This window comes from Algibacter pacificus, assembly GCF_008033385.1.
GTDB classification, from domain to species: Bacteria; Bacteroidota; Bacteroidia; order Flavobacteriales; family Flavobacteriaceae; genus Algibacter; species Algibacter pacificus.
The window spans coordinates 16,349-40,888 of the sequence record NZ_VOGY01000013.1 but is presented as its reverse complement, the minus strand read 5'-3'; the positions used below and the strand labels follow the sequence as shown (position 1 = coordinate 40,888).

At 34.1% G+C, this 24,540-nt stretch carries 24 protein-coding genes; 11 read left to right on the top strand and 13 right to left on the bottom strand.

Annotation, left to right across the window (positions count from 1 at the left end):
• Nucleotides 1–8: 8 nt before the first annotated feature.
• The 3 genes from FQU21_RS15105 to FQU21_RS15095 all read right to left on the bottom strand — a co-directional run bounded on the left by FQU21_RS15105 (nt 9) and on the right by FQU21_RS15095 (nt 3,532).
• The gene (locus tag FQU21_RS15105; protein WP_147678847.1) at nt 9–1,289 is read right to left on the bottom strand and encodes a hypothetical protein; all 1,281 of its coding nucleotides are present in this window, start codon (nt 1,287–1,289) and stop codon (nt 9–11) included.
• Nucleotides 1,290–1,311: 22 nt separating this feature from the next.
• Complete coding sequence (locus FQU21_RS15100) at nt 1,312–2,613, bottom strand: tyrosine-type recombinase/integrase (RefSeq protein WP_147678846.1); 1,302 nt, start codon at nt 2,611–2,613, stop codon at nt 1,312–1,314.
• Between the two features lie 376 nt (nt 2,614–2,989).
• A complete protein-coding gene (locus FQU21_RS15095; RefSeq protein WP_147678845.1) occupies nt 2,990–3,532 on the bottom strand; it encodes a DUF2911 domain-containing protein in 543 nt (180 codons plus the stop codon).
• Between the two features lie 176 nt (nt 3,533–3,708).
• Here FQU21_RS15095 and FQU21_RS15090 point away from each other — a divergent pair, with 176 nt between their 5' ends.
• Complete coding sequence (locus FQU21_RS15090) at nt 3,709–4,011, top strand: DUF202 domain-containing protein (protein WP_147678844.1); 303 nt, start codon at nt 3,709–3,711, stop codon at nt 4,009–4,011.
• Between the two features lie 176 nt (nt 4,012–4,187).
• Here FQU21_RS15090 and gatB/aspS read toward each other — a convergent pair whose 3' ends face one another.
• The 4 genes from gatB/aspS to FQU21_RS15070 form a co-directional block, all read right to left on the bottom strand.
• Entirely contained in the window at nt 4,188–7,526 is a 3,339-nt protein-coding gene (gatB/aspS, locus tag FQU21_RS15085; protein ID WP_147678843.1) for a bifunctional amidotransferase subunit GatB/aspartate--tRNA ligase AspS, read from the bottom strand.
• Nucleotides 7,526–8,926, bottom strand: a complete 1,401-nt coding sequence (locus tag FQU21_RS15080) for an amidase family protein (RefSeq protein WP_147678842.1) — start codon at nt 8,924–8,926, stop codon at nt 7,526–7,528. The genes gatB/aspS and FQU21_RS15080 overlap by 1 nt, the downstream gene beginning before the upstream one ends.
• Nucleotides 8,927–8,928: 2 nt before the next feature.
• Nucleotides 8,929–9,198: an Asp-tRNA(Asn)/Glu-tRNA(Gln) amidotransferase subunit GatC gene (locus FQU21_RS15075; protein ID WP_187269397.1), complete on the bottom strand. Its 270-nt coding sequence runs from the start codon at nt 9,196–9,198 to the stop codon at nt 8,929–8,931.
• 376 nt (nt 9,199–9,574) lie between these two features.
• Nucleotides 9,575–10,951, bottom strand: a complete 1,377-nt coding sequence (locus tag FQU21_RS15070; RefSeq protein ID WP_147678840.1) for a sensor histidine kinase — start codon at nt 10,949–10,951, stop codon at nt 9,575–9,577.
• Between the two features lie 129 nt (nt 10,952–11,080).
• Here FQU21_RS15070 and kynU point away from each other — a divergent pair, with 129 nt between their 5' ends.
• The 6 genes from kynU (at nt 11,081) to FQU21_RS15040 (ending at nt 16,695) form a co-directional block, all read left to right on the top strand.
• Nucleotides 11,081–12,352, top strand: coding sequence for a kynureninase (gene kynU / locus FQU21_RS15065; RefSeq protein ID WP_147678914.1), 1,272 nt, complete (start codon nt 11,081–11,083; stop codon nt 12,350–12,352).
• The gene (locus FQU21_RS15060) at nt 12,345–13,733 is read left to right on the top strand and encodes an FAD-dependent oxidoreductase (RefSeq protein ID WP_147678839.1); all 1,389 of its coding nucleotides are present in this window, start codon (nt 12,345–12,347) and stop codon (nt 13,731–13,733) included. Before kynU ends, FQU21_RS15060 begins: the two co-directional genes overlap by 8 nt.
• 58 nt (nt 13,734–13,791) lie before the next feature.
• Nucleotides 13,792–14,325, top strand: a complete 534-nt coding sequence (locus FQU21_RS15055) for a 3-hydroxyanthranilate 3,4-dioxygenase (RefSeq protein WP_147678838.1) — start codon at nt 13,792–13,794, stop codon at nt 14,323–14,325.
• A 67-nt stretch (nt 14,326–14,392) separates the two neighbouring features.
• The gene (locus FQU21_RS15050; RefSeq protein ID WP_147678837.1) at nt 14,393–15,475 is read left to right on the top strand and encodes an amidohydrolase family protein; all 1,083 of its coding nucleotides are present in this window, start codon (nt 14,393–14,395) and stop codon (nt 15,473–15,475) included.
• Between the two features lie 89 nt (nt 15,476–15,564).
• The gene (locus tag FQU21_RS15045; RefSeq protein ID WP_147678836.1) at nt 15,565–16,206 is read left to right on the top strand and encodes an O-methyltransferase; all 642 of its coding nucleotides are present in this window, start codon (nt 15,565–15,567) and stop codon (nt 16,204–16,206) included.
• A gap of 60 nt (nt 16,207–16,266) precedes the next feature.
• The gene (locus tag FQU21_RS15040) at nt 16,267–16,695 is read left to right on the top strand and encodes a DUF4268 domain-containing protein (protein ID WP_147678835.1); all 429 of its coding nucleotides are present in this window, start codon (nt 16,267–16,269) and stop codon (nt 16,693–16,695) included.
• Between the two features lie 30 nt (nt 16,696–16,725).
• Here the strand turns inward: FQU21_RS15040 and FQU21_RS15035 are convergent, their stop codons facing one another.
• The 3 genes from FQU21_RS15035 to FQU21_RS15025 are packed head-to-tail and all read right to left on the bottom strand — an operon-like array spanning nt 16,726 to nt 18,521.
• Nucleotides 16,726–17,217 carry a GNAT family N-acetyltransferase gene (locus FQU21_RS15035; protein WP_147678834.1) on the bottom strand — a complete coding sequence of 164 codons (492 nt, stop codon included), beginning with the start codon at nt 17,215–17,217 and terminating at the stop codon, nt 16,726–16,728.
• A complete protein-coding gene (gene trhA, locus FQU21_RS15030; protein ID WP_147678833.1) occupies nt 17,214–17,840 on the bottom strand; it encodes a PAQR family membrane homeostasis protein TrhA in 627 nt (208 codons plus the stop codon). Before trhA ends, FQU21_RS15035 begins: the two co-directional genes overlap by 4 nt.
• A gap of 3 nt (nt 17,841–17,843) precedes the next feature.
• The gene (locus FQU21_RS15025) at nt 17,844–18,521 is read right to left on the bottom strand and encodes a DUF4294 domain-containing protein (RefSeq protein WP_147678832.1); all 678 of its coding nucleotides are present in this window, start codon (nt 18,519–18,521) and stop codon (nt 17,844–17,846) included.
• A gap of 102 nt (nt 18,522–18,623) precedes the next feature.
• On the opposite strand from FQU21_RS15025, the gene FQU21_RS15020 reads away from it, so the two are divergent.
• From FQU21_RS15020 to FQU21_RS15010, 3 genes are all read left to right on the top strand, one after another.
• Nucleotides 18,624–19,712: a M42 family metallopeptidase gene (locus tag FQU21_RS15020; protein WP_147678831.1), complete on the top strand. Its 1,089-nt coding sequence runs from the start codon at nt 18,624–18,626 to the stop codon at nt 19,710–19,712.
• Nucleotides 19,713–19,775: 63 nt separating this feature from the next.
• Nucleotides 19,776–20,339, top strand: a complete 564-nt coding sequence (locus FQU21_RS15015) for an NUDIX hydrolase (protein ID WP_147678830.1) — start codon at nt 19,776–19,778, stop codon at nt 20,337–20,339.
• 22 nt (nt 20,340–20,361) lie between these two features.
• A complete protein-coding gene (locus FQU21_RS15010; RefSeq protein WP_147678829.1) occupies nt 20,362–21,042 on the top strand; it encodes a PrsW family intramembrane metalloprotease in 681 nt (226 codons plus the stop codon).
• Nucleotides 21,043–21,121: 79 nt separating this feature from the next.
• Here the strand turns inward: FQU21_RS15010 and FQU21_RS15005 are convergent, their stop codons facing one another.
• The 3 genes from FQU21_RS15005 to FQU21_RS14995 all read right to left on the bottom strand — a co-directional run bounded on the left by FQU21_RS15005 (nt 21,122) and on the right by FQU21_RS14995 (nt 23,175).
• Nucleotides 21,122–21,727: a DEAD/DEAH box helicase gene (locus FQU21_RS15005; protein ID WP_147678828.1), complete on the bottom strand. Its 606-nt coding sequence runs from the start codon at nt 21,725–21,727 to the stop codon at nt 21,122–21,124.
• 129 nt (nt 21,728–21,856) lie between these two features.
• On the bottom strand, nt 21,857–22,435 hold the full coding sequence (locus tag FQU21_RS15000; protein WP_147678827.1) for a YceI family protein: 579 nt from the start codon (nt 22,433–22,435) through the stop codon (nt 21,857–21,859).
• A 155-nt stretch (nt 22,436–22,590) separates the two neighbouring features.
• Nucleotides 22,591–23,175 (bottom strand): Crp/Fnr family transcriptional regulator, encoded by a 585-nt coding sequence (locus FQU21_RS14995; protein ID WP_147678826.1) that lies wholly within the window; start codon nt 23,173–23,175, stop codon nt 22,591–22,593.
• Between the two features lie 99 nt (nt 23,176–23,274).
• Here FQU21_RS14995 and FQU21_RS14990 point away from each other — a divergent pair, with 99 nt between their 5' ends.
• Nucleotides 23,275–24,480: a multidrug effflux MFS transporter gene (locus FQU21_RS14990; RefSeq protein ID WP_147678825.1), complete on the top strand. Its 1,206-nt coding sequence runs from the start codon at nt 23,275–23,277 to the stop codon at nt 24,478–24,480.
• The last annotated feature ends 60 nt before the right edge of the window (nt 24,481–24,540 follow it).

The following is a 24,540-nucleotide window of genomic DNA, read 5'->3' as shown; positions in this document are numbered from 1 at the left end:
GAACGGTACTAGCTTACTATATTTTTGTGAGGTATATTAAAACCGTTTTGCTCAAACTTCCTCATTGGTTCTTGACCTTTTTCTGAGTCCGTATTAAGATATTTAGATAATGTACTTTCTGTAGTATCAATATCAAAAGTTTGTTTAACCAGTTTTGCAAATTGAGTATAGTTAATATCTCCGTTTTGTCTTAATGGTGCTTCTATGTAACCTAAATCAGTTAAAGAAGAAATAATAAATCCTAATTGCGATGTTTTTCCAAGCCATTTTAATTTTGATATTGGTTCTGATATTTCCTCTTTCATTAGATTAATATTTGTGTTTGTTTTTTCTGACTTGGTTTCAATAAACGCTATTATTTTTTTAACCTCTAACATACTGGCGTAACAATAGAAATCGATTTGTATACATAGCAGTTTATGTTGTTCTTGATGCGTTGTATAATGCATTCCTTGATAATAGGTTTCTAATGCATCATTTAGTTCTTTATTTTTAAAGTTTGGAAAATCATTTATATCAACATCATACTCTTGAATATATTTATCTATAAAATCGTTTGAAATGCTAGCGAAAGGCGTTTTAGTCACTTTATCTAATACATAACTTAAGTAATCCTCCTTTTTATCGTTATCTAGAATTAATAGGTTTTCTGTAATTTCAGATTCTAAATAAGGTGTGTAATGTGTAAGCCCACAATCATATAATTGCATAAATGATGTTTCCCTAACAGCTCTTTCATCACTTATTTCTTTGCAAAAGACTGTTAAATATTCATCTTTGAAGGGTTTGTTATTTACAATTGGTATTTGTGCAGGTTCTTGAGGCTTGGCTTTTGGCATTTTAGACTTTAAAAATTCTATGAGCTGATTTGCATATTTACAACAGAAATAATTTAAGAAGTCTGTTTGTAAGAGTAAAGCTTTATCTTTTTCTGCTGAAAAAGGTTCCATATCGTTATAATGCCTATCCAATACTGCAAAAATTGGTTCTTTATGGTCTTCATCTTCTAAAATCGCATCTATGGAAATACTATATTCTTTAAGCCAACTATTTATGTAATTAATACCAGCATCTTTTACATAGTCCTGCTTCTCAATTTCATTCACTAGAAAATCTAAATAAACATCTTGATTTTCAGTTCTGTTCATTAATTCTTTTAAGACCTGAGACTTTATATCTAATATTAAAGTTTGAAATTTTTTAGCAACACCAAAAGCTGTAGAGGTTCTTAAAATATCTTCATCGCTTAGCAACTCACAAAATTTATCAAAAGAATAAGTATCTTCCATTTATACTAATTTTTAAATATGATTAAACGTTAAAAAAACCTCCTTTGACAATATGTGATGCTCTTTCTTGATTTTTGATTCTAATATACTTATAAAATTCTTTTTCAGTTGTATGGCCTGAAAATAGCATTATATCAAACACACTCATTCCTGCTTTATATTTGTTGGTGCAGAAACTTCTTCTTGCAGTATGCGATTTGATTAAGTCGTATTTTGGAATCATTTCTATATTAAGCTTACCGCCTTTGGTGTACTCACACTTGATTAACTCATCCCATTCTAACATTTGACCAACTTGTTTGATGTTTTCGTTTAAATCTTGCTCGTGTATTTTTTTAGGTGGTTTTCCGTTATACCTCGCATTCATTATAGATTTCATTTCTTTGGTAATAGGACAATGCACAACTCTACCGTATTTACGGTTTTTCTTTTGTTTGATTTCAAAGAATTGCACGCCATCAATTGTAATAATATCTTCTTCTTTCAATCCGTTATAGTCACTTATACGCTGACCTGTATAGCATCCCATCAAAAAGACATCTCTCGCATGTTCTAACTCTGGATATTTCGATAAATCCTTTTCAAACATTTGTTGTATTTCATCATCAGTTAAGTAGATTTCGGTTGTAATTTCTTTCTTAACTTTAAAATCATTACTCTTAAATTTTTGATTGGCAGAATAACCTTCAGAAACTGCATAATTTAAAAACGTCTTTAAGGTTTTTATATGCTTTCCGATAGTATTTAACGAGTAGTTATTAGCTTCCATAAACTTAACAAACTTGTTATAAAAGCTCATATCAATAGCTTGAAATATCAACCTTGTATTATAATGCTTCTCATACTCTTGTAGTCGTTTTTGTGTCTGCTTATATGAGCGCAGCGTAATATTTGAAATTTGACCATCTTTTAAATCAATAAATTGCTGAATAACCTCGAAGAATGTTAGGTTTTTATTAAATTCAATGTTAGGGGTTATCTTTTTAGTAAACACGTCTAAATGATACTTTAAGACATCTTTAGAGACTTCTCCTTGCTCTTTAGTTAGCTCTGAATACTTTTTATTAATAAACTTTTCTAAACCACTTAAATAGTCGTTTACTTCGTCTTTGTTTGAGATAGATGCTTTGTTTTTAACCCTTTGTTTTTTAAAATCCCAATCGTCATAACAACTTTTATAACCGGTTGAGTATCTAAAACGAGTAGTACCATAAGCAAAGTTTAAAATAATTAAACTCTGCTTTTGTTTTGAATTTTGTAATTTTGAATTCGATTCCCTAAATGCGAAACGAGCTGTACCTTTAGAACGTGAAATAGCAGTCATAACGTTGATTTGTTTGACTTAAAGATACAAAATTGTGTGCTAATTTGTGTGCTTTTTAAGGTTTTTTTGTTTAAGACTTCCTTAATAAATACAGAACACAAAATACATAAAAACCCTTATTTAATAGGTGTTTCAAAAGGTTTTAATAAGATTTACAATGTTTAAGAAAGGTTTAATTTGGTGCTGGAGGCACCACCACTAAAAACCCGATTCGTTTGAATCGGGTTTTTTGGTTTTATAGTTAGATGGGATCAAGTCCAAAAGGGGGCCATTCGCAATTATTGTGTTTTAGATATGCTTTTTAGTTAAAAGTGTCATTATAAAAAAATCCCGAAAACTTAGGTTAACGGGATTTTTGTTTTAAAAAAGAGTTTTATTATTTTACGAAAGGTACGGCAATTCTGGTAGTTCCCCAGCCTAAATACATTTGTATAGCTCCATCAGCTTCATCAAAAGCTATAGAGAAGGCTTCTAGGTTATCTCCTGTTGTTACAGGAACAGATACTCTTGCAACATCGTTGGCTTCATTATAAGAATAAGCGCCCCAAACGTTGGTATCTGTGCTTATAATAGCGGTCCATTCGTTTTCATTAGGAATTACGAAAAATGTATAGGTACCCGCTTTAACAGTAGTGTCTCCAAATTTCATGTCGGTAAATAAGGTAAGTTCGGCAGCTTCATTAGCACCAACACGCCATACTTTTCCGTTTGGAGCTAGCGTACTTAATTCTCTTCCTTTTAATTGTGGGCGACTGTAAATAATCTTAATTAATTTATTGGCTTCTTTGTAAGATGAAGGAAACGCAGCAGCATCCATCGGACTTTTATCTAATTTGCTGAAATTTTGAGCATTAATACTCGTTGATAAAAGCATGACAAATGCAAATGTGATTGTTGTAAATAGAGTTCTTTTGTTCATAATTGAGTTTTCTTTTATTTTTAAAGGTTTAAAGTTAAGATTAAAAATATTAATCTATCAATTAAAAGTCGGTTGTAGTTGTTAAAGTTTACAAAAATTTATTTTTTTACAAGGAAACCAATATATAGACTCCATTTTGTATCAAAAAATGTATTTTTATATGCAAATAAATAAAAATGAAACGTTTGCCTTTTGGTCCTGATTTTAAACCTGATCAGGATATTATTTTAAGAGATTATCTATCCATCGAGCGTACACGTTTGGCTAATGAGCGTACGCTGTTATCCTATGTGCGATCATCACTTTATTTACTTATAGGAAGTCTTGCTCTATATGAATTAAATAGCTTTCGAGATTTTAAGCATCTTACCGTAATTGGCTTGGTTTGTAGTGCTTTATTCTTTATTATTGGGGTTTATAGGTTTTATATGCTTAAAAGAAGTTTAAAACGTCTGTATTATGTTTCGAAAGAGAAATAGATGTTGGAGGTGGTTAATGTTTGTTAGTTGCTAGGTAATAGCAATAGTTTATGTGTTTTATTCTTCAATCTAATATCATTTGTCTACCCTCTATTTTCTTGATTCTTGATTCGAACAAAAAAAAAGCTCCAGATTTAACTGAAGCTTTTCATTTTATTTGAATAGAAAATTAAAGTTTACTTACGCATCACTTTAACATTCATTTCTTCTACTTTTTTATCAGATAATAATGAAGGTGCACCAAAAAGTAAATCTTCACTAGTTCCTGTTTTAGGGAAAGCCATTACCTCTCTAATCGAAGCTTTTTTCTCTAAAATCATCATTAATCGGTCTACACCCCAAGCAATACCGCCGTGTGGTGGCGCACCGTAATGGAAGGCTTTATACATGGTGCCAACACTTTTTAGCATCTCTTCCTTGTTGTATCCCATGTTTTTATAAGTGGCTTCCAAAATTTCTGGTTTGTGGGCACGTACAGAGCCTCCACCAATTTCGTAACCATTCAGAATTAAATCGTATTGTTGCGCAATAATACTTCCAATTTCATCTTCGTTGCCATTCATGTGCTTGTCAATATCGTAAATCGCAGGCATTGAGAAAGGGTTGTGGGTAAAGGTCCATCGGCCCTCATCTGTTTTTTCAAACATTGGGAAATCTACAACCCACGCAGGGCGTAATTCTTTTGGATTAATAAGGCGTAACATGCGTCCTAATTCTTGGCGCACCGCATCTAAAGCTTTATTTGCTGTTTCATAATCGGCAGCCGAGAAAAACACAATATCACCAACTTGAGCATTGGTGGTTGTTATAATTCCAGACGCAATATCCTCACCTAAAAATTTAATAATTGGCGATTGTAAATCATTTTCATTAACAATAATATAAGCTAAACCACCCAAACCATGCTGTTGTGCAATGCCAGTAAGTTTTTCAATTTGCCCTTTAGATAGACGTTTTTTACCTTGTTCTGCAGCTGAAACTTTGATACATTTTACAATACCGCCTTCTTCAATAGGTTTACTAAATACTTGGAAACTGGTGTCTTTTACAATTTCTGTAATGTCTTGTAATTTTAATCCGAAACGTAAATCTGGACGGTCGCAACCGTAAAAATCCATAGCTTCTTTATAGGTAATCACTTCAAATGGATGTAAAATCCATTTTTTACCGTAAATTTTCTTTACAATCGCATTAAACATTTTGGTGTTTAAATCGATAATTTGTTGCATACTCGCATAAGCCATTTCTATATCGAGTTGTGTAAATTCTGGCTGGCGATCGCCACGAGAATCTTCATCTCTAAAACAACGCGCTATTTGGAAATATTTCTCGTAACCACTCACCATCAACATTTGTTTAAATTGCTGCGGGGCTTGCGGTAGCGTGTAAAAAGCTCCAGATTGTTTACGGGTTGGTACAATAAATTCACGGGCACCTTCATCCGTTCCGGCACTTAAAATAGGCGTTTCAATTTCTAAGAAATCGGCATCGTCCAAAATGTCGCGCATCATCTTAATCACTTTATGGCGATTCACAATAACACGGCGCACATCATCATTTCTGTGGTCTAAATATTTATATTGAAAACGAACATTTTCATTCGTTTTTATAGCGCGTTTTATTTCAAAAGGAAGCGTTTTAGATAGATTTAAAATATCTAAATCTGTTGCCTCCAGTTCTATAGTTCCTGTTTTTAAAGCCGCATTATAATCATCTTCTTTACGTTGAACAATAGTTCCGGTTACGGTAATTACCGATTCTGGTTTTAGTTTAACAAGCTCGTCTAAATTAGCAAACGATTCGCGACTTAAACGCACCTGAAAAATTTGAGTACTCGAATCGCGTAAATCAATAAATATCAATTCCCCGTGATCACGAACACTAGAAACCCATCCGGCAAATGTTACTTTTTCCGAAATGTTATCTTCTGAAATTTCCGAAATGACATGTGTACGGTATTCGTCTTTTATAATTAAAGGAATTTCTGGTAAAACTTCTTCCTGTTTGCTTGTTGGTTGTTGATTTTTAGTGGTTGGTTCCTCGTTATTGGTTACAGTTTGTTCTAGTGAGGTTTCTCCAGAATCTTGAACGTGACTTAAAATACCTTCGCGAATCACTTTTCCTGAAGCTCCTTTGCCAATAATAGCAATTACTTTTCCAACTAAAATACCCGCTTTACCTTGATTTCCAGATTTGATGTCATTGGCAACGGCTTCATTTTCTGAAATCACTTTTGCAATAGCATCATGGATTTTTTCTTCGGAAATAGTATTGGCTTCAAAATATGTTTTGTAGTCGAATTTTGAATTTTCTAACAACGACTTAATAGCATTTTGGGCTAAAACAGGTGTTATTTTTTCATTTTTAAATAAACTGAAAATTTCGATAAAGTCTGAAATATTTTCAATAGTTGTATAGTCTTCGGCTTTAATATTATTGGTTAACGTTTTTGCAACGAATAATGGGTCTTTCAATTCATTATTAATCGCAACAAAGGTTTCCGAACGTAAAGAATCGGCTGTAAAGAATTTTGCATCTTGTGGTAAAACACCCCCTTTTATCAAAATAGATTCTACAGCAAAAGGTAAGGTGCTTAAATCGACATCAATAGATTCTACAACATTTTTTATGCTTACAAAAGGTAAATCGGGCTCCGAGATAAAACGGTAATCCGCCTCAAATTCCTTTTTACGCATGGTTTTAGTTTGCTTTAAATCGGCATCCCAAAGCACGGTAGTTTGGTCGGGTCTAAACGCTTTATTTTCTATGTAATAAGTAAGTTGTTTTTCAACTTCTTCCTTTAAAGCGTCCACCATAAACTTAAACGAGTTCAAGTTTTTAATCTCTGTTCTTGGGTTTAGTTCGTAGCTCTGTTTTTTACGAAGCGATACCGAAACATCCGATTTAAATTCCCCTTTTTCAAGGTTAGCTTCACTTATTTTTAAATTCTGAACAATACGTTGAATGTACTGTGCATAGGTTGAAGCATCTTCAATATGGCGAATACAAGGTTCGGTAACAATCTCAATAAGCGGTACGCCAGCTTTATTAAAATCGACTAAGGATACTTTCTTTTCGTGTACTAATTTTGCGGCATCTTCCTCAATATGAACTTGTGTTAAATTCACGGTAAATTGCGTACCGTCATTTCTAAAACAAGACACTTGCCCATCTGGAATTACCGGGTTATGAAATTGTGTAATTTGTATGTTTTTCGGGTTGTCTGGGTATTCATAATGTTTTCTATCCCAAGAAATTACTTCGTTTTCAAAAGTAGATTTTACCGCTTTTCCAAAATAAATAGCCTTGGTAATGGCTTCTTTATTTATAGCAGGTAAAACTCCCATTTGGCCTGTACAAACGGAACAAATATTTTGGTTTGGTGTATCGATTTCTTCGTTTGGACAAGAACAAAATAATTTTGTTTTTGTATTTAATCGCACGTGTGTTTCTAGTCCGATTACTAACTCTAATTCGTGCTTTTTAAGCAGGTCGTTTAATTGCTCTAGTTCCATTATATCGTATCTTTTAAGAAGTTAGCAAACTTCAGAACGAGTTCGTCATTTTGTTTTGCTGCCGTAATTTGTAAACCAGTTGCTGTCCCTTGCGGAACGGTTAAAGTTGGTAATTGTCCTAAACTGAAACCAACGGTATAAGCATCGGATAAATACATGGCATGCGGGTCTTTTAAACTGTCGCCAATTTTTGGTGGTGTATTTGGAGTTACAGGCGAAAGAATAATATCTACATTTTTAAAATCGTCTTCGAAATTAGCAGAAATGGTGTCGCGAAGGGCTAAACCTTTTAAATAAATTTCATCTGAAAATCCTTGAGATAATACTTGATTTCCACCTACAATACGACGTTTTGTTTCTTCGGAAAAATTCTCGGAACGTGTTACCGAATAGGTTTCTTTTAAAGCATCTCCTTCAATTCTGTTCCCGTAATTGGTACCGTCTAAACGTGATAAGTTGGAAGCAGTTTCGGCCATAGCCAAGGTATAATATGTAGATACTAAAGTTTCAGATTCAAAGAAATCTAAAGCTTTTACTTCGATACCTTTGGCTTTTATTTTTTCAATAGCTTGTAAAAAATCCGTTTTTATGTTTGCGTCAATCGCTGGACTTTCAATAAAGTTTTTAAAATAGCCAACGGTTTTAATGTCTTCGGAATTTGAAATTTGTGCCTGTGTTATTTCCGCGGAAGCGTAAGAGGTTTGATCTTTAATATCTTTACCGCTCATAACATTTAGCACAATGCGAATATCCTCGATAGATTTTGCAATAGGTCCAACACAGTCGGTAGACGAGGCGTAGGCCATTAAGCCGTAGCGCGAAATGCGTCCGTAACTTGGTTTTAATCCATAGATGTTATTGTAACCAGCTGGCTGACGAATAGAACCTCCAGTATCGCCACCGATAGAAAAAACGGTATAGTCTTTAGCGACATTTACTGCCGATCCACCACTGGAACCACCACCAACTAAATTAGGGTTTATAGCATTTTTTACAGCGCCAAATATGGTGTTTTCACTCGATGAACCGTGTCCAAAACTATCGCAGTTTTCTTTTACTAATGGTATAGCTCCTGCATTCAATAAATTTTGAATTGCTGTTGCCGTATATGCAGATTTATAATTTTTTAACAAATTGGAACTTGCCGTTGCCAAGGTACCTTGCAGCATGTAAACATCCTTAATTCCAAAAGGGATACCTTCGAGTAAACCAATGGTTTCGCCGTTGGCAATTTTAGCATCTACTTTTGCCGCTAAATCTAGCGCCATAGTATTTAACATGGCGTTAACCGTGTTGTGCGTGTTTTGTTCTAGTTGGGCTAATTTCTCTTGTACTAAAGCAGTACAAGTTATTGTTTTATCCACTAATTGTTGGTGGATTTTATGTATTTGAGAATCCATATTTATTCTTCTATCACTTTAGAAACTACTAAATATCCGTTTTTTTCCTTTGGAAAGTTTTCGATGATGATTTGTTTTTCAATCGCAGAACTTTCAATAACAACATCGTCTCTTAAATCGTTTATTGAGACAGAATTATTATGATTATTATTAGAGGTGTTATTATTTGTTGGCTGTGCATTCTTTATCACATCAAATAATTTGTTGACAGCCTGGGAGGGTTGTGCACCTTTAATACTCGACAAAATGTCGACGGTCATAATTTTACTCATGTCTTAATTTTTTAGTTACTAAGTGAAACTTATAAGCTAGCAAAATTACGAAAGTTTTTATTGTCGTGGAAGCTTATGTAATGTAAAGTTAATATGCCTTTTTGTAATGGTTGTATGCTTTTGATTATTGTGTGTTGTTTAGGAAATAAGTAATAAATTTATACTGAAAAATGGTATTACTGAAAAATATGAAAGCGCTTATTTTTTTGTTATAAACTTAAAGTGTGAAAAAAAGTTTTTTATATCGGGTGTTTTACGTTTTTAATCGATAAAAAAAATCATTAATTGAAATGAATTGGAAAATAAAAAGAGGAAAATTTATTGGTGTTTTGAAGCCTTTATATTGATTGTTAGTAACCAATGAAGCGTTAATATTTTAGGTTAAATTAACTTTAATTGTAAATAAAAATGAAGTGCCTATGCCTACTTCACTTTCTATAGAAATTTCTCCTCCTAACATTTCGATATAAGCTTTAGCTATGGTTAGTCCAATGCCTGAGCCGTGTAACGCATTTTTGTTTTCCGAATCTACTTGATAGAACGTATCAAAAATATATTCATGATTAATTTTGTCAATTCCAATACCGGTGTCGCTTAAACAAAAGGCGATATGTTTTTCATCTTGACGTTCGCATACAAGTTCAATACTTCCTTTATTGGTGAATTTTATGGCATTTTTAATTAAATGTTTTAATACCGAGGTTATTTTGTGTGTGTCAGACTTTATATAGCCTTCATGAACGGCAATGTTATTTTTTAGAATAAATTCTAAGTTTTTATTTTTAGCTTCAGATAAATAAGCATGGTAAACCGTATTTATATTATCTGAAATATCAAACATGCTAATGTTCGTTAACATTAAATTCGATTCTATAATTGAAATATTAATAATGTCGGACATAACCTCTAGTAATTGTTCACCACTAGTTTCAATAATATTTAGATATTCATGGTAATCTTCATCATCTACCTGGTAATCTTTTAAAAATTGAGCACATCCTAAAATACCGTACATCGGGGTTCTAATTTCATGACTCATATTCGCCAAAAAAGTCGATTTTAATTTATCTGATTTTTCCACTTTAATTTTAGCTTCTAAAACATTATTATGTTTTTCAGATAGTTCCAGTTGTAATTTATTTTCTTTCATTAAGGCTGCATGTAGTTGGTTTATTAAAAATGAAACAGAAAAGACTATTAATAAATTGAATATTAAGTTGTTCATAACAACCACAGTTAAAACTTTAATATCGAAATTGTTGTATACTGGAATTATAATAATACTAAAGTATTTGTTTAAAATTAATAGGGAGTAAAATATGGCTATAATGAGTATAGCAAGTAACCCAGGTTTACGTCCACCAATGAGTGTAGTAATAACTGATAGGGTATAAAGCAAAATGGCACCATTACCTTTAAAACCAAGAGCCAACGTAAGTACAAAAGCTAAAAGAAAAAATGATATTAAAAATATTGTTTTTTTTGTGTTTAAACTCATGGACTTATTTAACATCGTCGCAATAATGACGGTTAAAGCTATGGTGTCGGCAATAAGAATCAGGTGTTCGTTTTTTGTGTAGGCAAGATATGCACTTGGTATATATGAAATTACTCCAAAAATTAAAGTTAAAAGCATAATCGAGATGAAGAGTTTATCTCGGTAATAGGCTAGGTTCTCTTTTTCTTCTCGTTCTGAAAATCGACTATACTGAATATACCATTGCAAATAAGACTCCCAAATTTTGCTCAGCATAAACCGTAGATTATTATCAGTTAAAAAACATTAAAGCTAAACAATTCTCACAAGAAAACTTAAAATAATGCTAAGTTTTTATTTGATTTAATTGTTTTATTTTTGCTAGAAACAGAAAAACTATACACTTTGTCTAAATTTAAACGGGGTTTAGAATTTGCTAAACAGCAAGGCCAAAACGACGCGCTAAAATCGTATCGCGATAAGTTTTTTTTGCCTAAAAATAAAAAAGGAGAGACGCTTATTTATATGACCGGTAATTCTCTTGGATTGCAACCAAAAACTACAAAAAAATATATTAACCAAGAGCTTGAAGATTGGGCGAATTTAGGTGTCGAAGGTCATTTTGAAGCTAAAAATCCATGGGTAAACTATCATGAGTTTTTAACAAAAAGTATGGCTAATGTGGTTGGAGCAAAACCTATTGAGGTTGTTGTTATGAACACACTAACAGCCAACCTGCATTTTATGATGGTGTCTTTCTATAAACCCACCAAAAAACGCTATAAAATTTTAATTGAAAGTGATGCGTTTCCTTCAGATAAATATGCTGTAGAATCGCAATTACGCCACCATGGGTATAATGATAAAGAAGGCGTAATCCTTTGGAAACCGAGAAAAGGAGAGGAGCTTCTAAATTATGAGGATTTAGAAACTATTTTAAAAACCCAAGGTGAAGAGATTGCGCTCATCATGATTGGTGGTATTAATTATTACACGGGTCAGTTTTTCGATTTAAAACGCATAGCCACACTCGGCCATAAATACGGCTGCCATGTGGGATTCGACTGTGCACACGGCGCAGGAAATGTAGCATTAAATTTGCACGATTCTGGGGCCGATTTTGCCGTTTGGTGTACTTATAAATATTTAAACGCCGGTCCCGGAAGTTTGGGTGGCTGTTTTGTGCACGAGCGTCACGCTAATAATAAAGAACTCAATCGGTTTACGGGCTGGTGGAGCCATAATAAAAAAACACGTTTTAATATGCGTGGTGAATTCGATCAGCTTCCAGGTGCCGAAGGTTGGCAATTAAGTAACGCTCCCGTGTTGTCAATGGCAGCCATTAAAGCATCATTGGATATGTTCGAAGATGTTGGGATGGGTAAATTGGTTGAAAAATCTAAAAAACTCACCAGTTATTTCGAGTTTTTACTTAAAGATTTGGGCGAAGATACCATTAGAATTATTACGCCGTCAAATCCAGAAGAACGCGGTTGTCAACTTTCCATTCAAGTTAAAAATGCCAATAAAGCATTACATAATAAACTCACCGAAGCTGGTGTTATTAGCGATTGGCGCGAACCCGATGTTATTCGTTGTGCGCCGGTTCCATTATACAATTCTTTTGAAGATGTTTATCGATTAGTTGAAAAATTAAAAGCCATTTTAAATGAGTAAGCAACAGCATATTATCGTTATTGGCGCAGGACTTTGCGGAAGTTTGTTAGCGTTACGTTTAGGGCAACGCGGTTATCGTGTTTCTGTTTACGAAATGCGTCCGGATTTACGAAAAGTAGATATTAGTGCCGGCCGATCTATAAACCTTGCTTTTTCCGATCGTGGTAATAAAGCTATGAAATTGGTAGGCTTGGAAGATAAAGTGAAAGCGTTGTCCATTCCTATGCATGGCCGTATGATTCATGATGAACAAGGCAACACCTTTCAATCTAATTACAGCGGAAGGGATCATGAATATATTAATTCCATTTCTCGTGGCGATTTAAATGCATTACTTTTAAATGAAGCAGAACAGCATGAAAATGTGAACATTAATTTCAATAAAAAATGTAAATCGGTAGATTTTGAAAATACATCAGCATTATTTAAAGATTACGAAACCGATTTGGAATTTACTGAAACTGCCGATGTTATTATAGCCACCGATGGTGCAGGTTCTGCATTGCGCAAAAGTTATTTTTTAGGTAAAAAATTTCTGTTTAGCTTTTCGCAAGATTATTTATCTCACGGTTACAAAGAGTTAAGTATTTTACCAACCGATAAAGGCGGTTACAAAACACATAAAAACGCATTGCATATTTGGCCACGAGGCGATTTTATGTTGATTGCTTTACCTAATTTAGATGGAAGTTTCACCGTAACATTATTTTTAAGTTATAACGAAGGGGAATACAATTTCGATAATTTAACGACTCCCGAAATGGTAGAAACCTTTTTCAAAAAAGAATTTCCTGATGCTTTAGAATTGATGCCGAATTTAACCAAAGACTTCTTTGAAAACCCAACCGCGGCTTTAGGTACTGTAAAATGTTCGCCTTGGCATTACAAAGGAAACACGCTTTTAATGGGCGATGCGGCTCATGCTATCGTACCATTTTACGGACAAGGGATGAATGCGGCTTTTGAGGATGTTGTTGAATTTGATATTGCTTTAAATGATTATGAAGGGAATTGGGAAACCGTATTTAAAAACTACGAAAAGCAACGTAAAAAAGATACCGATGCTATTGCCGATTTAGCCCTCGATAATTTTATTGAAATGCGCGATCACGTAGCACATCCTATTTTTCAAGAAAAACGAAAAATTGAAATGGCTTTGGAAAAAGAATTTCCTACCGAGTATTCTTCAAAGTATAGTTTAGTTACTTTTAATGAATACATTGGCTATCGAGAAGCTATGTTAGTGGGGCGTGCACAAGACCGCGCTATACTTCGTCTGTTAACGAATAAAACGATAACAGTATCCGACGATTTAACTTTTATTTTAGAAAAAGTACAGCAAGAAACCGAAAATATTTTAAAATTAAATACGGGGTTTTAAATCGGTTTATAAATCGTAAATTTATAGAGCAAAATGCCCTTATTCAAAACATAAAAAAATGAGCAAATTAGTTTCTCCTTTAAATTTTAAAGCTTGGATTGAAGAAAATAGACACCTTTTAAAACCTCCCGTTGGAAATAAAGTGGTTTGGAAAGATGGCGATTTTATTGTGATGGTTGTTGGTGGACCCAATAACCGTAAAGACTATCATTACAATGAAACTCCAGAATTTTTCTACCAAGTGGAAGGTGATATTATTCTGAAAATAATAGATAATGGTACGCCAAAAGATGTGCATATTAAAGAAGGCGATATTTATTTATTACCTCCAAAAGTGCCACATTCTCCGCAGCGTGGCGCTAATACGGTTGGTTTAGTTATTGAGTACAAACGCCCAGAAGGGATGAGGGATGCGCTTCTTTGGTTTTGCGAAAATTGCGTGACTAAACTTTACGAAGAAGATTTTACGCTTGGAAATATTGAAACCGATATGCCTAAGATTTTCGATAATTATTACAGTGACCAAGCTAAGCGCACTTGTCCAAATTGCGGCGAAGTGATGCAGCCACCTACGAAAGTTAAAATTGATTGAGTGTTCAAAGCATTCGATTTATAAGTATAACCAAAAAACGTGTTCCGCTTTCGCTGAAATATAACCCATGAAACGTAAACTCAGAATTAACGGGCATTCGCACTTACTTCCTTATCCAGAAGAAATACCAGATTTTATGCAGGAAAAAGGCATTTTTTGGGTGGATAAGGATCGGAAATTTATGCTTCAAAAAGATTGGAAACGCCCCGTTACCGATTCTAGTTTTTTTCTAGACGAAAAGCTAGAATGGATGGAACGCAATAAGCTCGACCATGCCGTTGTTTTAAATTTATCGCAACTTTATGGAAACGGACTTCGCGTTGAAGAAATGAAAAAAGCCTTACGGTTTCAAAACGATTTTAATGCCCGAATTCAGCGCGAGCACCCAAGTAAATTTACTTGTGGTTTTGTGGTGCATCCCGGTTTTGTGCGCAGTGCCTGTTGGGAAATTGAACGTTGTGTGGAAACCCATGGCATGCAATTATTGTGTTTGCCAACCCACTATATGGACACTATTGGCACATGGCGTTGTATTTTTGATGAAGAAAATGAGCCTATTTTCGAGCTGGCGAACAAATACAATTTAGCGGTTGAAATTCATCCATACGATGGTGAAAAGTTTATAAAATTAGAAAACACATCTTGGCGTTTTCATCTTATTTGGATGTTGGCACAATGTGGCGATGCCTACCATTTTTTAACCTTAAATGGGTATCAAGAAAAATACCCAAACATGCGGACTTGTTTTGCGCATGGCGGACAATTAGCACAAATAAACTTGGGTAGACGTATTCAAGGTTTCGATGGTAGACCCGATTTATTCGAAGGTAAACACCACCCAAGAAAAGCCGTAGGACATAAAAATATTTTCTTCGATACGTTGGTGCACGATACTGGAGGTTTAGAATTGCTGATTAAAAATCACGGCTCAAAACAGGTGATTATGGGGCTTGATGATCCGTATCCTTTGGGGGAAATGGAAAGTGATCAGCAATCGTCATACCCCGGGAAAATATTGGATTTAGCCGTAGACCGTGAGATTATAACCAAAACGGAATACGATGATATTTGGGAAAACAACGTGATACAATGGCTTTGTGGCGATGATGATGTTGCTAAAGAAAAATTAGTAAAAAGGATTTTAGGATAGCCCAAACTCGTTTTTAATTCTCAGAAGACCAAAGATTATAAAAAAGTAATACTTTTGCCTTTTATTCATTACGAAAGAACAAATTCTCAATGCACTTTTTACCCGAAGAATTAGACGCCTACGTTGTAAACCATTCTGAAGACGAACCTTCATTATTACAGCAGCTTACGCGCGAAACCTATCAGAAAATTTTACAGCCCATTATGCTAAGTGGTCCATACCAAGGGCGTGTTTTAAGCATGATTTCTAAACTTAAAAACCCGAAAAATATTTTGGAACTCGGCACTTTTACAGGTTATGCGTCTTTATGTTTAGCTGAAGGTTTACAGAAAGATGGTGAGTTACACACCATTGATGTGAATGAAGAATTGTATGATTTTCAACGTAAATATTTCGATAAATCGGAATATGGAAACCAAATTTTTCAGCATCTTGGGAATGCCATTGATATTATCCCAAAGCTCGATAAAACCTTCGATTTAATTTTTATTGATGCCGATAAGCCCAACTACGTTAATTATTTTCATTTAATTATTGATAAGCTAAATCCTGGTGGTATCATTATTTCCGATAATGTGTTGTGGCATGGTAAAGTGATCGAGCCGCTGGATCCTAAAGATAAATCGACTAAAGCGGTTTTAGATTACAACACCCTTTTAAAAGAAGACCCAAGAATAGAAACTGTGGTTTTGCCTATTCGCGATGGGTTGACGGTGAGTAGAAAATTGTAATTAGGACTGTAAATTAATGAGATTTCCGCCTTCGCGGAAATAGAAAAACATATATTTTAAATGTTTAGTAAAGAAGAATCAAGAAAAATGCGAGAAGAATTCTGGACTAGTTTCGGAAAATCTTTCCCACGAAAGTGGTTATTATACAATACCAAATTGAAAGGTTTAAGTTTTAAATTTCATTTTGATAATAAATCGGCATTAATCGCTTTAGACCTCGAAGACGATTTGGAACACCGAATTAATCATTGGGAAAAACTCGTGGCTTTAAAATCTATTTTATTAGACGAATATTTACCCGATGCTATTTACAACGAAGCGTATTTTTTAGATAACGAAAAAGAAATTTCCAGAATTTATGTGCCTTTGGAGCAAAAAGTATCCATCCACAACAAAAATACTTGGCGTGATGTTATGGAATTCTTTAATGTAAATATGAATTTATTTGAAGCTTTTTTTGAAGCATATAAAGAAGTGATTGAAGGGTAGGGCTCAACTGCATATTGTTGCAACTTAAAACTAAAGGCTTTTTTCCATATCGAAATCGTCCATGATAAAGCCGTTTCCAATATCGGTAACGGAGGCTTTTATGGTTTTAAATCCTAATTTTTCATAGGCCGAAATAGATGCGGTATTGTATTTATTTACTTTTAATCTAATTGCAGAAAGTTGCTGTTTTTTTGCTTCTTCATCTATAAAATTTAAAGCGCATTTGCCAATGCCTTTGCCTCTAAATGCTTGGGAAACATATAATTTACTCAAGAATAAAATATCGTTTTCTGCTTTAATTGCGGTGTAACCCACGGGAATTTCATCAAAGGTTAAATAATAAAATTGTGTGCCTGTTTTTACATCGGCTGTTATCGCTTTCGCGGAATTGTACTTGTTCAGCATATATTCAACTTGGGCTATCCCAATAATATCAGGATAATGCTGATGCCAAATTTGATGGGCTAAATCTTCAATAATTTTAAATTCTGAATTGGTCGTTGCTGCTTTTATTTCAATCATATCACAAAATAAAAAGTCATAAAAAAATGAAAAATGGCACCAGCTAAAACAAAAAGGTGCCAAATAACATGATTAAACGGTATTTTTTGAATGGCATAAAATAGAATGCCGATGGTATAAGATAAGCCGCCGGCAAATAAAAATAGAATGCCGTTGCTCCCGATGTTTTCAGATAAATAAGAAAAATCGAAAACAATAAGCCAGCCCATTACTAAATAAAGTAAGGTGGAAAATATTTCGAAACGGCCCGTAAAAAACAATTTTAAAATCACGCCAAAAATAGCGATACCCCAAACCGTCCAAAATAAGGGACAACCTAAACTTTGTTCAAGAGTAATTAAGCATACTGGCGTGTAAGTTCCCGCAATTAAGATGTAAATACTAATGTGATCTATAATGCGGAATATATGTTTTTGCTTCTCTTTTTTTACCGAATGGTAGAGGGTAGAAGCCGTAAATAGTACAATAATCGAAATGCCGTAAACGATAACGCTAAATAAACTCCAAGGCGTTTTATGGCTATTAAAAACAATGAGCAAAACCAAGGCTGCAATACCTAAAGCAGCGCCAATACCATGGGTTAACGCATTCATTTTTTCTTCAAAAGGGCTTTGAATTCGCATAATTTATGGTTTTTTGGGCTCATGTCTCCACTTATCAACTAAACTGTAAAAATCGAATGGAATAACAGATTCTTGGCGTTCTAATCTTCCACTTTGAAAGTTGCGTTGCAGGATATCTTCAATTAAATAATCTTCCATTTCATTTTCGGGATCGAATTCTCGTTTTAATGAAATATCGAACATGCTCGCCGTGGTATTATACCAAAAGGCACGCCAGCCGTTACGTAATTCTTTTACTAAATCGAAGGCTGTTCTTCCAGTTTGTCGGTGAATTAATTTTACAAGAATCTGCCCTTCGGTACGACTCATTTTTTTTAATTCCGCCGAAAATTCACCTTCAATATATTTTTGTATTTTTTTCGTGTATCGTCTCTTGTCTCTGTTTTTAGTTAGCGTTGCCAAATGTTTGGTTAGCGAATCTAAACGGTCGGCCGCCATTTTAGCATAGGGATAGACTTTTAGAGTTTTCCGACGTAAAATAAGATAACGTATGCGTTCTTCTCTGTTTTTGAATTTAAGTCGATGTAAAATCATCACTGGCTCTAAATCTATCGAAGTTCGTGGGATAGAATCGCCTTTTATAATCAGGTATTTTTGGTCTATAGAATCCTGAGCGACTTCATCTATTTGAGCGATGAGTAACCATGGAAATAGTAAGAATATGTAATTGAAAAACTTCATCTAAAAACCACAAAATATTTTGTATCCCAAAATTACTAATTTACACTCTGTAAAACATTTTTTTTCTATTTATATTATTATTTTAGTGCAAAACTTAATAACATGGCAAATAAGAGTATACTGAATGAAAAGTCGATGGACTTTCTTGAAAAATATTTAAATAATGCAGCGCCAACGGGCTACGAATGGGAAGGGCAGAAAATTTGGATGGATTATTTAAAACCGTATGTGGATACATTTATTACCGATACTTACGGTACAGCAGTGGGGGTTATTAATCCCGACGCAAAATATAAAGTGGTTATTGAAGGGCATGCCGATGAAATTTCGTGGTATGTGAATTTTATTTCGGACGATGGATTAATATACGTGATTAGAAATGGTGGGAGTGACCACCAAATAGCACCGAGTAAAATTGTAAATATTCATACAAAAAACGGTATTGTAAAAGGTGTTTTTGGATGGCCAGCAATCCATACACGTAGTAGAACAAATGAAGAAGCACCAAAACCAGATAATATTTTTATAGATTGTGGTTGTAAAACCAAAGAAGAAGTTGAAGCACTTGGTGTTCATGTGGGGTGTGTGATTACGTATCCCGATGAATTTCATATTTTAAATGGCGATAAATTTGTGTGTCGCGCATTAGATAACCGTATGGGTGGTTTTATGATTGCTGAGGTAGCGCGTTTACTAAAAGAGAATAAAAAAGAATTACCTTTTGGATTATATATTACCAATTCTGTACAAGAAGAAATTGGATTGCGTGGTGCCGAAATGATTACCCAAACTATTAAGCCAAATGCGGCTATTGTTACCGATGTAACGCACGATACCACCACACCAATGATTGAAAAGAAAACTCAAGGTGATCTTCAATTAGGTAGTGGTCCTGTTATTGCATACGCACCAGCAGTACAACAAAAATTACGCGATTTAATTACGGAAACGGCCGAAGCAAAAGGAATTCCTTTTCAACGTTCTGCGCTTTCGAGAGCAACAGGAACAGATACCGATGCTTTTGCTTATAGCAATGGTGGTGTGGCGTCTGCATTAATTTCTTTACCATTACGCTACATGCATACTACGGTAGAAATGGTACACCGCGATGATGTTGAAAACGTCATTAAAATGATTTACGAAACGCTATTGAATATAAAAGATGGCGATACGTTTAGTTATTTCGACTAATTAAATTAGAAAAAATAAAACATAAAAGCCTCATGTATTTGGGGCTTTTTTAATCCTAAGATTATGGACGAATATATTGATAGGGTAACCGAAACGGGCCAACCAACAGGAGAGGTGGTTTTAAAATCTGAGGCTCATAAAAACGGCTGGTTTCATAACACCATTCATTTATGGTTGTTTACTGCTAAAGGTGACGTTTTACTTCAGCAACGCTCGCATAAAAAAGCCATTTATCCTCTACTTTGGGATGTATCGGCTGCGGGACATATTGATGCTGGCGAATCTTTTGAAACGGCTGCTATTCGTGAGACTCACGAAGAGTTGGGCTTGCTCTTAAAACCAACCGATTTAATAAAAATTGGGGTTAATAAGCATAAAACGGCTTATGCCAATGATACCATTTTAGATAATGAATTTCATCATGTTTTTATTGCTGAATTAAAAGTGGACATTACCGAACTTACTGTACAAGAGGAGGAAGTGGAAGCTATAAAATTGGTGACTTTAAATGACTTTACAATGCTTTTAGAACAAAGTGCAACTAATAATCACTTTATAGCATCGAACAAAGGGTATTACGAATTTGTGCTCGATAAAATAAAAGCGCGTATTTCATCTATAGATTGAAACCCTATATAAAACCACCCTCATGGCTTTACTGCTTGCTGCACTTGCTCCTGTATTTTTTATTATTATTTATGTTTATTTGAAAGATAAATACGAAAAAGAACCTAAGCAATTAATGCTTATTGCTTTCGTTTTAGGTGCTGTTATTAGTATTATTATCACCTCAATTATGTATTATGTTTTCGATTGGTTTTTACCGCTTAAAGATCGTTCGGATGTGGTGCAGCAATTTATAAAAGCTTTTTTCGTGGTTGGTTTAACCGAAGAGTTTAGCAAATACGTTATTGTTCGTTATTTTGCACAAAATAGAAAAGCGTTTAACGAAGCTTTTGATGGTATTGTTTATGCCGTAATGGTTTCTATGGGTTTTGCTGCAACCGAAAATATATTTTATGTGTTTGAAAGTGGTTTTGAAACGGCTTTTTTACGTGCTATTACGGCCATTCCTGCGCATGCCACTTTTGGTGTTTTAATGGGGTATTTTATGGGGAAAGCAAAGTTCTCGAATAACAAAGTTGTTTTAAACCTCTCGGGTTTAGTTTTAGCGATTGTTTTTCATGGCGCATACGATTTCTTCTTATTCATCGATTCTATTCCGGGCATTTGGATTGGCGCTTTTCTTTCCCTTTTTATAGGCGTTTTATTGTCTAGACAAGCGATAAAGCACCATCAAGAAAATTCGCGTTTTAAAAATGAATTATAATGTTTTAAAACAGATATTTTGCTTTACGCTAAACAGGTGTTTGCAAATTTGGTAAAATAACTTAAGAGGATAAAAGTTATCATTTTATTACTTGAGCGTGATACATAAAGGTGTCTTCCCATCGGTCAAAACGAGGGTCGTGTTTTTCTGCAAATACTAAATATTGGCATTTACCAATACTTTCGGGAGTTCGTGTTACTTCGGCAAAACCATTGTTTCTAAATAAAAAATCGGCATCGTCTACAATGCACATTTGAAGTCTGTTTAAATTAACCCCGTTTAAATAAAATAATCGGTTTAAACGTTTTGGAGTTGCAATAATAATATCGGTACCGTAATAAATTTCATCTTTTTGGTCGTCTATAGATTTTTCGTCGTAAGCACAGTAAATTCTTAAATCGGTACCTCGTGTGTAGCTCTTAAATTCGAGTTCTAAATCTAGTGCGGTTTGTTTGTCTTTTACAAAAATTAAAGCTCTTGGCGCATCTTCAAAAGCCTTTTTTAGTTTTTGTACCACACTTATCATAATGCTCGATGTTTTCCCCGAATTTTTTGGCGCGTAAACATATAAGCTGGAGCCTCCTTTGATTTTGGATAAAATTTTCTTTTGCAGCGGTAAAGGGCTTTCAAATCCTTTGTGTTCAAGTGTGTTTTTTAAGGGCTCGATTAATTTTTTAAATGGCATAAAATGAAGTTTCTTTTAAGAGTTTTCAAAGATAGGCTTTTCAATGTGTAAAATAGAAACCTGAAAAACAAAAAAAAAGAGACGTTCATTGCTGATCGTCTCTCGTTAAAACTTAAAAATGAGTGGTTATTAAAATTCTAAATCGGCAATTAAATCGAATTCATCGTAAATAGCTTTATCTTTTAAGTTATCGAAAAAGCTTGCCGAACCATATTTTACACCATATTGAGTTCTGTCAACTTTTAAATTTGCTGTTGCTTTATTTCCGTAAATTGAAAGGGTGAAATTTACAGGGTTTGTGTTTCCTTTTATGGTTAAATCGCCTGTAATGTTATACGCATTTTTACTTATTGCTTCTACGTTTGTAAACTCTAAAGTGGCGGTGCTGTGTGTTGTTACGGCAAAAAAATCATCAGATTTTAAATGGCCTTCAAGCTTTCCTTTGTACTCGCCTTCTAAATCGGTTGATGCCAAAGAGGTCATGTCGATAGTGATAGTCCCACCAGATAATTTATCGCCTTCAAATGTTAAAGAACCGGATTTAATATCTATGGTTCCTTCGTGAGAACCGGTTACTTTATAGCCCTTCCAAACCACTTTGCTACTTTCTGTTTTAATGGTTTTTTGTTCTTTTTCAATCGCTGTAAAAGCAAGTGTAAATAACGCAACGAATGCAATTAATGCTAAATTTTTAATCGATGTTTTCATTTTAATATAATTTATTTATCATGTTAATTGTTATACTACAAAGATGCCAAGCTTTTAGTTATTAAAAATTGAAGTAGTTTATTAAATGATGTTAATCTAGTTTAACATGATGTTTTTAATGGTGAAGACCTGCCGTGTTATAAATAAAAATAGGCTTAGTTTTCTGTAGCCAACTGGCTTTTAATTTTACTTAAAAACTCTTTGGTAATTCCAAGAAAAGAAGCAACCAAATACTGCGGAATGCGTTCTTCTATTTGTGGGTATTGGTTTTTAAAATATAAATAGCGATCTTTTGCTGAAAGGCTAAAGTTTCTAACAATACGTTTTTGTGAAGCAACAAAAGCGCGTTCTACAATTTGCCTAAATAAGCGTTCTAACTTCGGGATTTTTTTGTACAAAAGTTCTAGATTTTCGTAAGAAAACAAAATAAGTTCTGTGTTTTCTAAACATTGTACATTGTAATCGGCAGGAGTTTGCGATATAAAACTGCCCATGTCTGCGGTCCACCAATTTTCTATGGCAAACATAATAACATGCTCTTGGCCTTCGGTATCTAAGTAAAATGTTTTGGTACAGCCAGAAATAACAAAACATTCATACTTACAAATGTCACCTTGTTGCACGACATATTGGCCTTTTAAGTATTTTCGGTAAGTTACCTTGGATGCTAAAAGCGCCTCTTCCTCTGCGGTTAAATCCATGAGCGGTTTTATATAATCAAAAAGAGGTTGTATGTTCATTATTGGTTGTTTGTTGAAATTAAATTTAAAGATAATAATATAACGTTAATAATTGTTGAATAGAATATTTGTCGGTTGATAATATTTTACCTTTGCCCGATGGAACACATAAAAAAAGTAAAATTTGAATTCGTGGCATTAATGGCATCTTTAATGTCGCTTGTAGCGCTTACTATAGATGCGCTTTTACCTGCTTTACCAGAAATTGGAGCGTCTATTGGTACAACGACTTTGAGTGAAAATCAGCTTTTAATTACCATGATATTTTTAGGAATTGGCTGTGGGCAGCTTGTTTTTGGTCCGCTTTCGGATAGTTTTGGTAGAAAACCTATTGTTTATGTTGGTTTTGTAGTTTTTATTATAGCCAGTATTATTTGTGTTACAACCCAAGATTATGAAATGATGCTTTTTGGTCGTATTCTGCAAGGGATTGGACTTTCTTCACCAAGGAGTTTAACGGCTTCTATGATTCGCGATGAATTTAGTGGCGATTATATGGCTAAGATATTATCTTTCGTGGTGATGTTTTTTATTTTGGTACCCGTAATAGCGCCATTGCTCGGACAGTTTTTAATGCATTTATTTAATTGGAAGGCTATTTTTTATTTCAATCTTATTTTTGGATTACTAATCATGATTTGGTTTCTGTTTAGACAGCGCGAAACCTTACCTAAACACAAGCGTATTAAGTTTACTTCATTTTTATTTATAAGTGGCGCCAAGGAATTTTTTAAGCAAAAGGAAGCTGTTGCGTTTACGTTGGTTTCTGGGTTTATTACGGGATCTTTTATGGTGTATTTAAGTACAGCTCAACAAATTTTTCAAGAGCAATATCATTTAGGAGAATGGTTTCCTTACATTTTTGCTAGCCTGGCTATTTCTATAGGTTTTGCTACTTTTTTAAATAGTCAGCTTGTAGAAAAATTTGGAATGATGAATATGGCGTTCTATTCTACAATGGCTTATGCCGTGGTTTCTGTTATGTATGTTATTTTGTTTCATAATGGAGAAAACCCGAGTATCTATGCATTGGTTAGTTTTTTAGCGTTGCAGTTTTTTGCAGTCGGATTTTTATTTGGCAATTTACGGGCTTTAGCTATGCAGCCATTGGGGCATATTGCAGGAATTGGAGCCGCTATTAATGGGTTTTTATCTACAGTTTTAGCTGTGCCAATAGCGCATTTTATCGGTGGGTTTGTAAAAACATCGGTGCTGCCGCTTTTTATGGGGTTTTCATTTTTTGGAATATTATCCTTGTCTGTTTTTCTACTTGTAAAGCGAAGAGGTAAGTTGCTTACCGCCTAATGTTTTTATATTATTTACCATTTGAAATTACAGTAATTTCAATTAATAACTGGTATTAGG

Bases quoted from the DNA above. Each gene is read 5' to 3' on its own strand.
- FQU21_RS15025 (WP_147678832.1), bottom strand. From the start codon at position 18,521: ATGAAGTTTTTCAATTACATATTCTTACTATTTCCATGGTTACTCATC.
- FQU21_RS15000 (WP_147678827.1), bottom strand. From the start codon at position 22,435: ATGAAAACATCGATTAAAAATTTAGCATTAATTGCATTCGTTGCGTTA.
- FQU21_RS15005 (WP_147678828.1), bottom strand. From the start codon at position 21,727: ATGCCATTTAAAAAATTAATCGAGCCCTTAAAAAACACACTTGAACAC.
- FQU21_RS15055 (WP_147678838.1), top strand. From the start codon at position 13,792: ATGAGCAAATTAGTTTCTCCTTTAAATTTTAAAGCTTGGATTGAAGAA.
- FQU21_RS15090 (WP_147678844.1), top strand. From the start codon at position 3,709: ATGAAACGTTTGCCTTTTGGTCCTGATTTTAAACCTGATCAGGATATT.
- FQU21_RS14990 (WP_147678825.1), top strand. From the start codon at position 23,275: ATGGAACACATAAAAAAAGTAAAATTTGAATTCGTGGCATTAATGGCA.
- FQU21_RS15035 (WP_147678834.1), bottom strand. From the start codon at position 17,217: ATGATTGAAATAAAAGCAGCAACGACCAATTCAGAATTTAAAATTATT.
- gatB/aspS (WP_147678843.1), bottom strand. From the start codon at position 7,526: ATGGAACTAGAGCAATTAAACGACCTGCTTAAAAAGCACGAATTAGAG.
- FQU21_RS15040 (WP_147678835.1), top strand. From the start codon at position 16,267: ATGTTTAGTAAAGAAGAATCAAGAAAAATGCGAGAAGAATTCTGGACT.
- FQU21_RS15020 (WP_147678831.1), top strand. From the start codon at position 18,624: ATGGCAAATAAGAGTATACTGAATGAAAAGTCGATGGACTTTCTTGAA.
- FQU21_RS15015 (WP_147678830.1), top strand. From the start codon at position 19,776: ATGGACGAATATATTGATAGGGTAACCGAAACGGGCCAACCAACAGGA.
- FQU21_RS15070 (WP_147678840.1), bottom strand. From the start codon at position 10,951: ATGCTGAGCAAAATTTGGGAGTCTTATTTGCAATGGTATATTCAGTAT.
- FQU21_RS15100 (WP_147678846.1), bottom strand. From the start codon at position 2,613: ATGACTGCTATTTCACGTTCTAAAGGTACAGCTCGTTTCGCATTTAGG.
- FQU21_RS15075 (WP_187269397.1), bottom strand. From the start codon at position 9,198: ATGAGTAAAATTATGACCGTCGACATTTTGTCGAGTATTAAAGGTGCA.
- trhA (WP_147678833.1), bottom strand. From the start codon at position 17,840: ATGCGAATTCAAAGCCCTTTTGAAGAAAAAATGAATGCGTTAACCCAT.
- FQU21_RS15010 (WP_147678829.1), top strand. From the start codon at position 20,362: ATGGCTTTACTGCTTGCTGCACTTGCTCCTGTATTTTTTATTATTATT.
- FQU21_RS15105 (WP_147678847.1), bottom strand. From the start codon at position 1,289: ATGGAAGATACTTATTCTTTTGATAAATTTTGTGAGTTGCTAAGCGAT.
- FQU21_RS15080 (WP_147678842.1), bottom strand. From the start codon at position 8,926: ATGGATTCTCAAATACATAAAATCCACCAACAATTAGTGGATAAAACA.
- FQU21_RS15045 (WP_147678836.1), top strand. From the start codon at position 15,565: ATGCACTTTTTACCCGAAGAATTAGACGCCTACGTTGTAAACCATTCT.
- FQU21_RS14995 (WP_147678826.1), bottom strand. From the start codon at position 23,175: ATGAACATACAACCTCTTTTTGATTATATAAAACCGCTCATGGATTTA.
- FQU21_RS15095 (WP_147678845.1), bottom strand. From the start codon at position 3,532: ATGAACAAAAGAACTCTATTTACAACAATCACATTTGCATTTGTCATG.
- FQU21_RS15060 (WP_147678839.1), top strand. From the start codon at position 12,345: ATGAGTAAGCAACAGCATATTATCGTTATTGGCGCAGGACTTTGCGGA.
- FQU21_RS15050 (WP_147678837.1), top strand. From the start codon at position 14,393: ATGAAACGTAAACTCAGAATTAACGGGCATTCGCACTTACTTCCTTAT.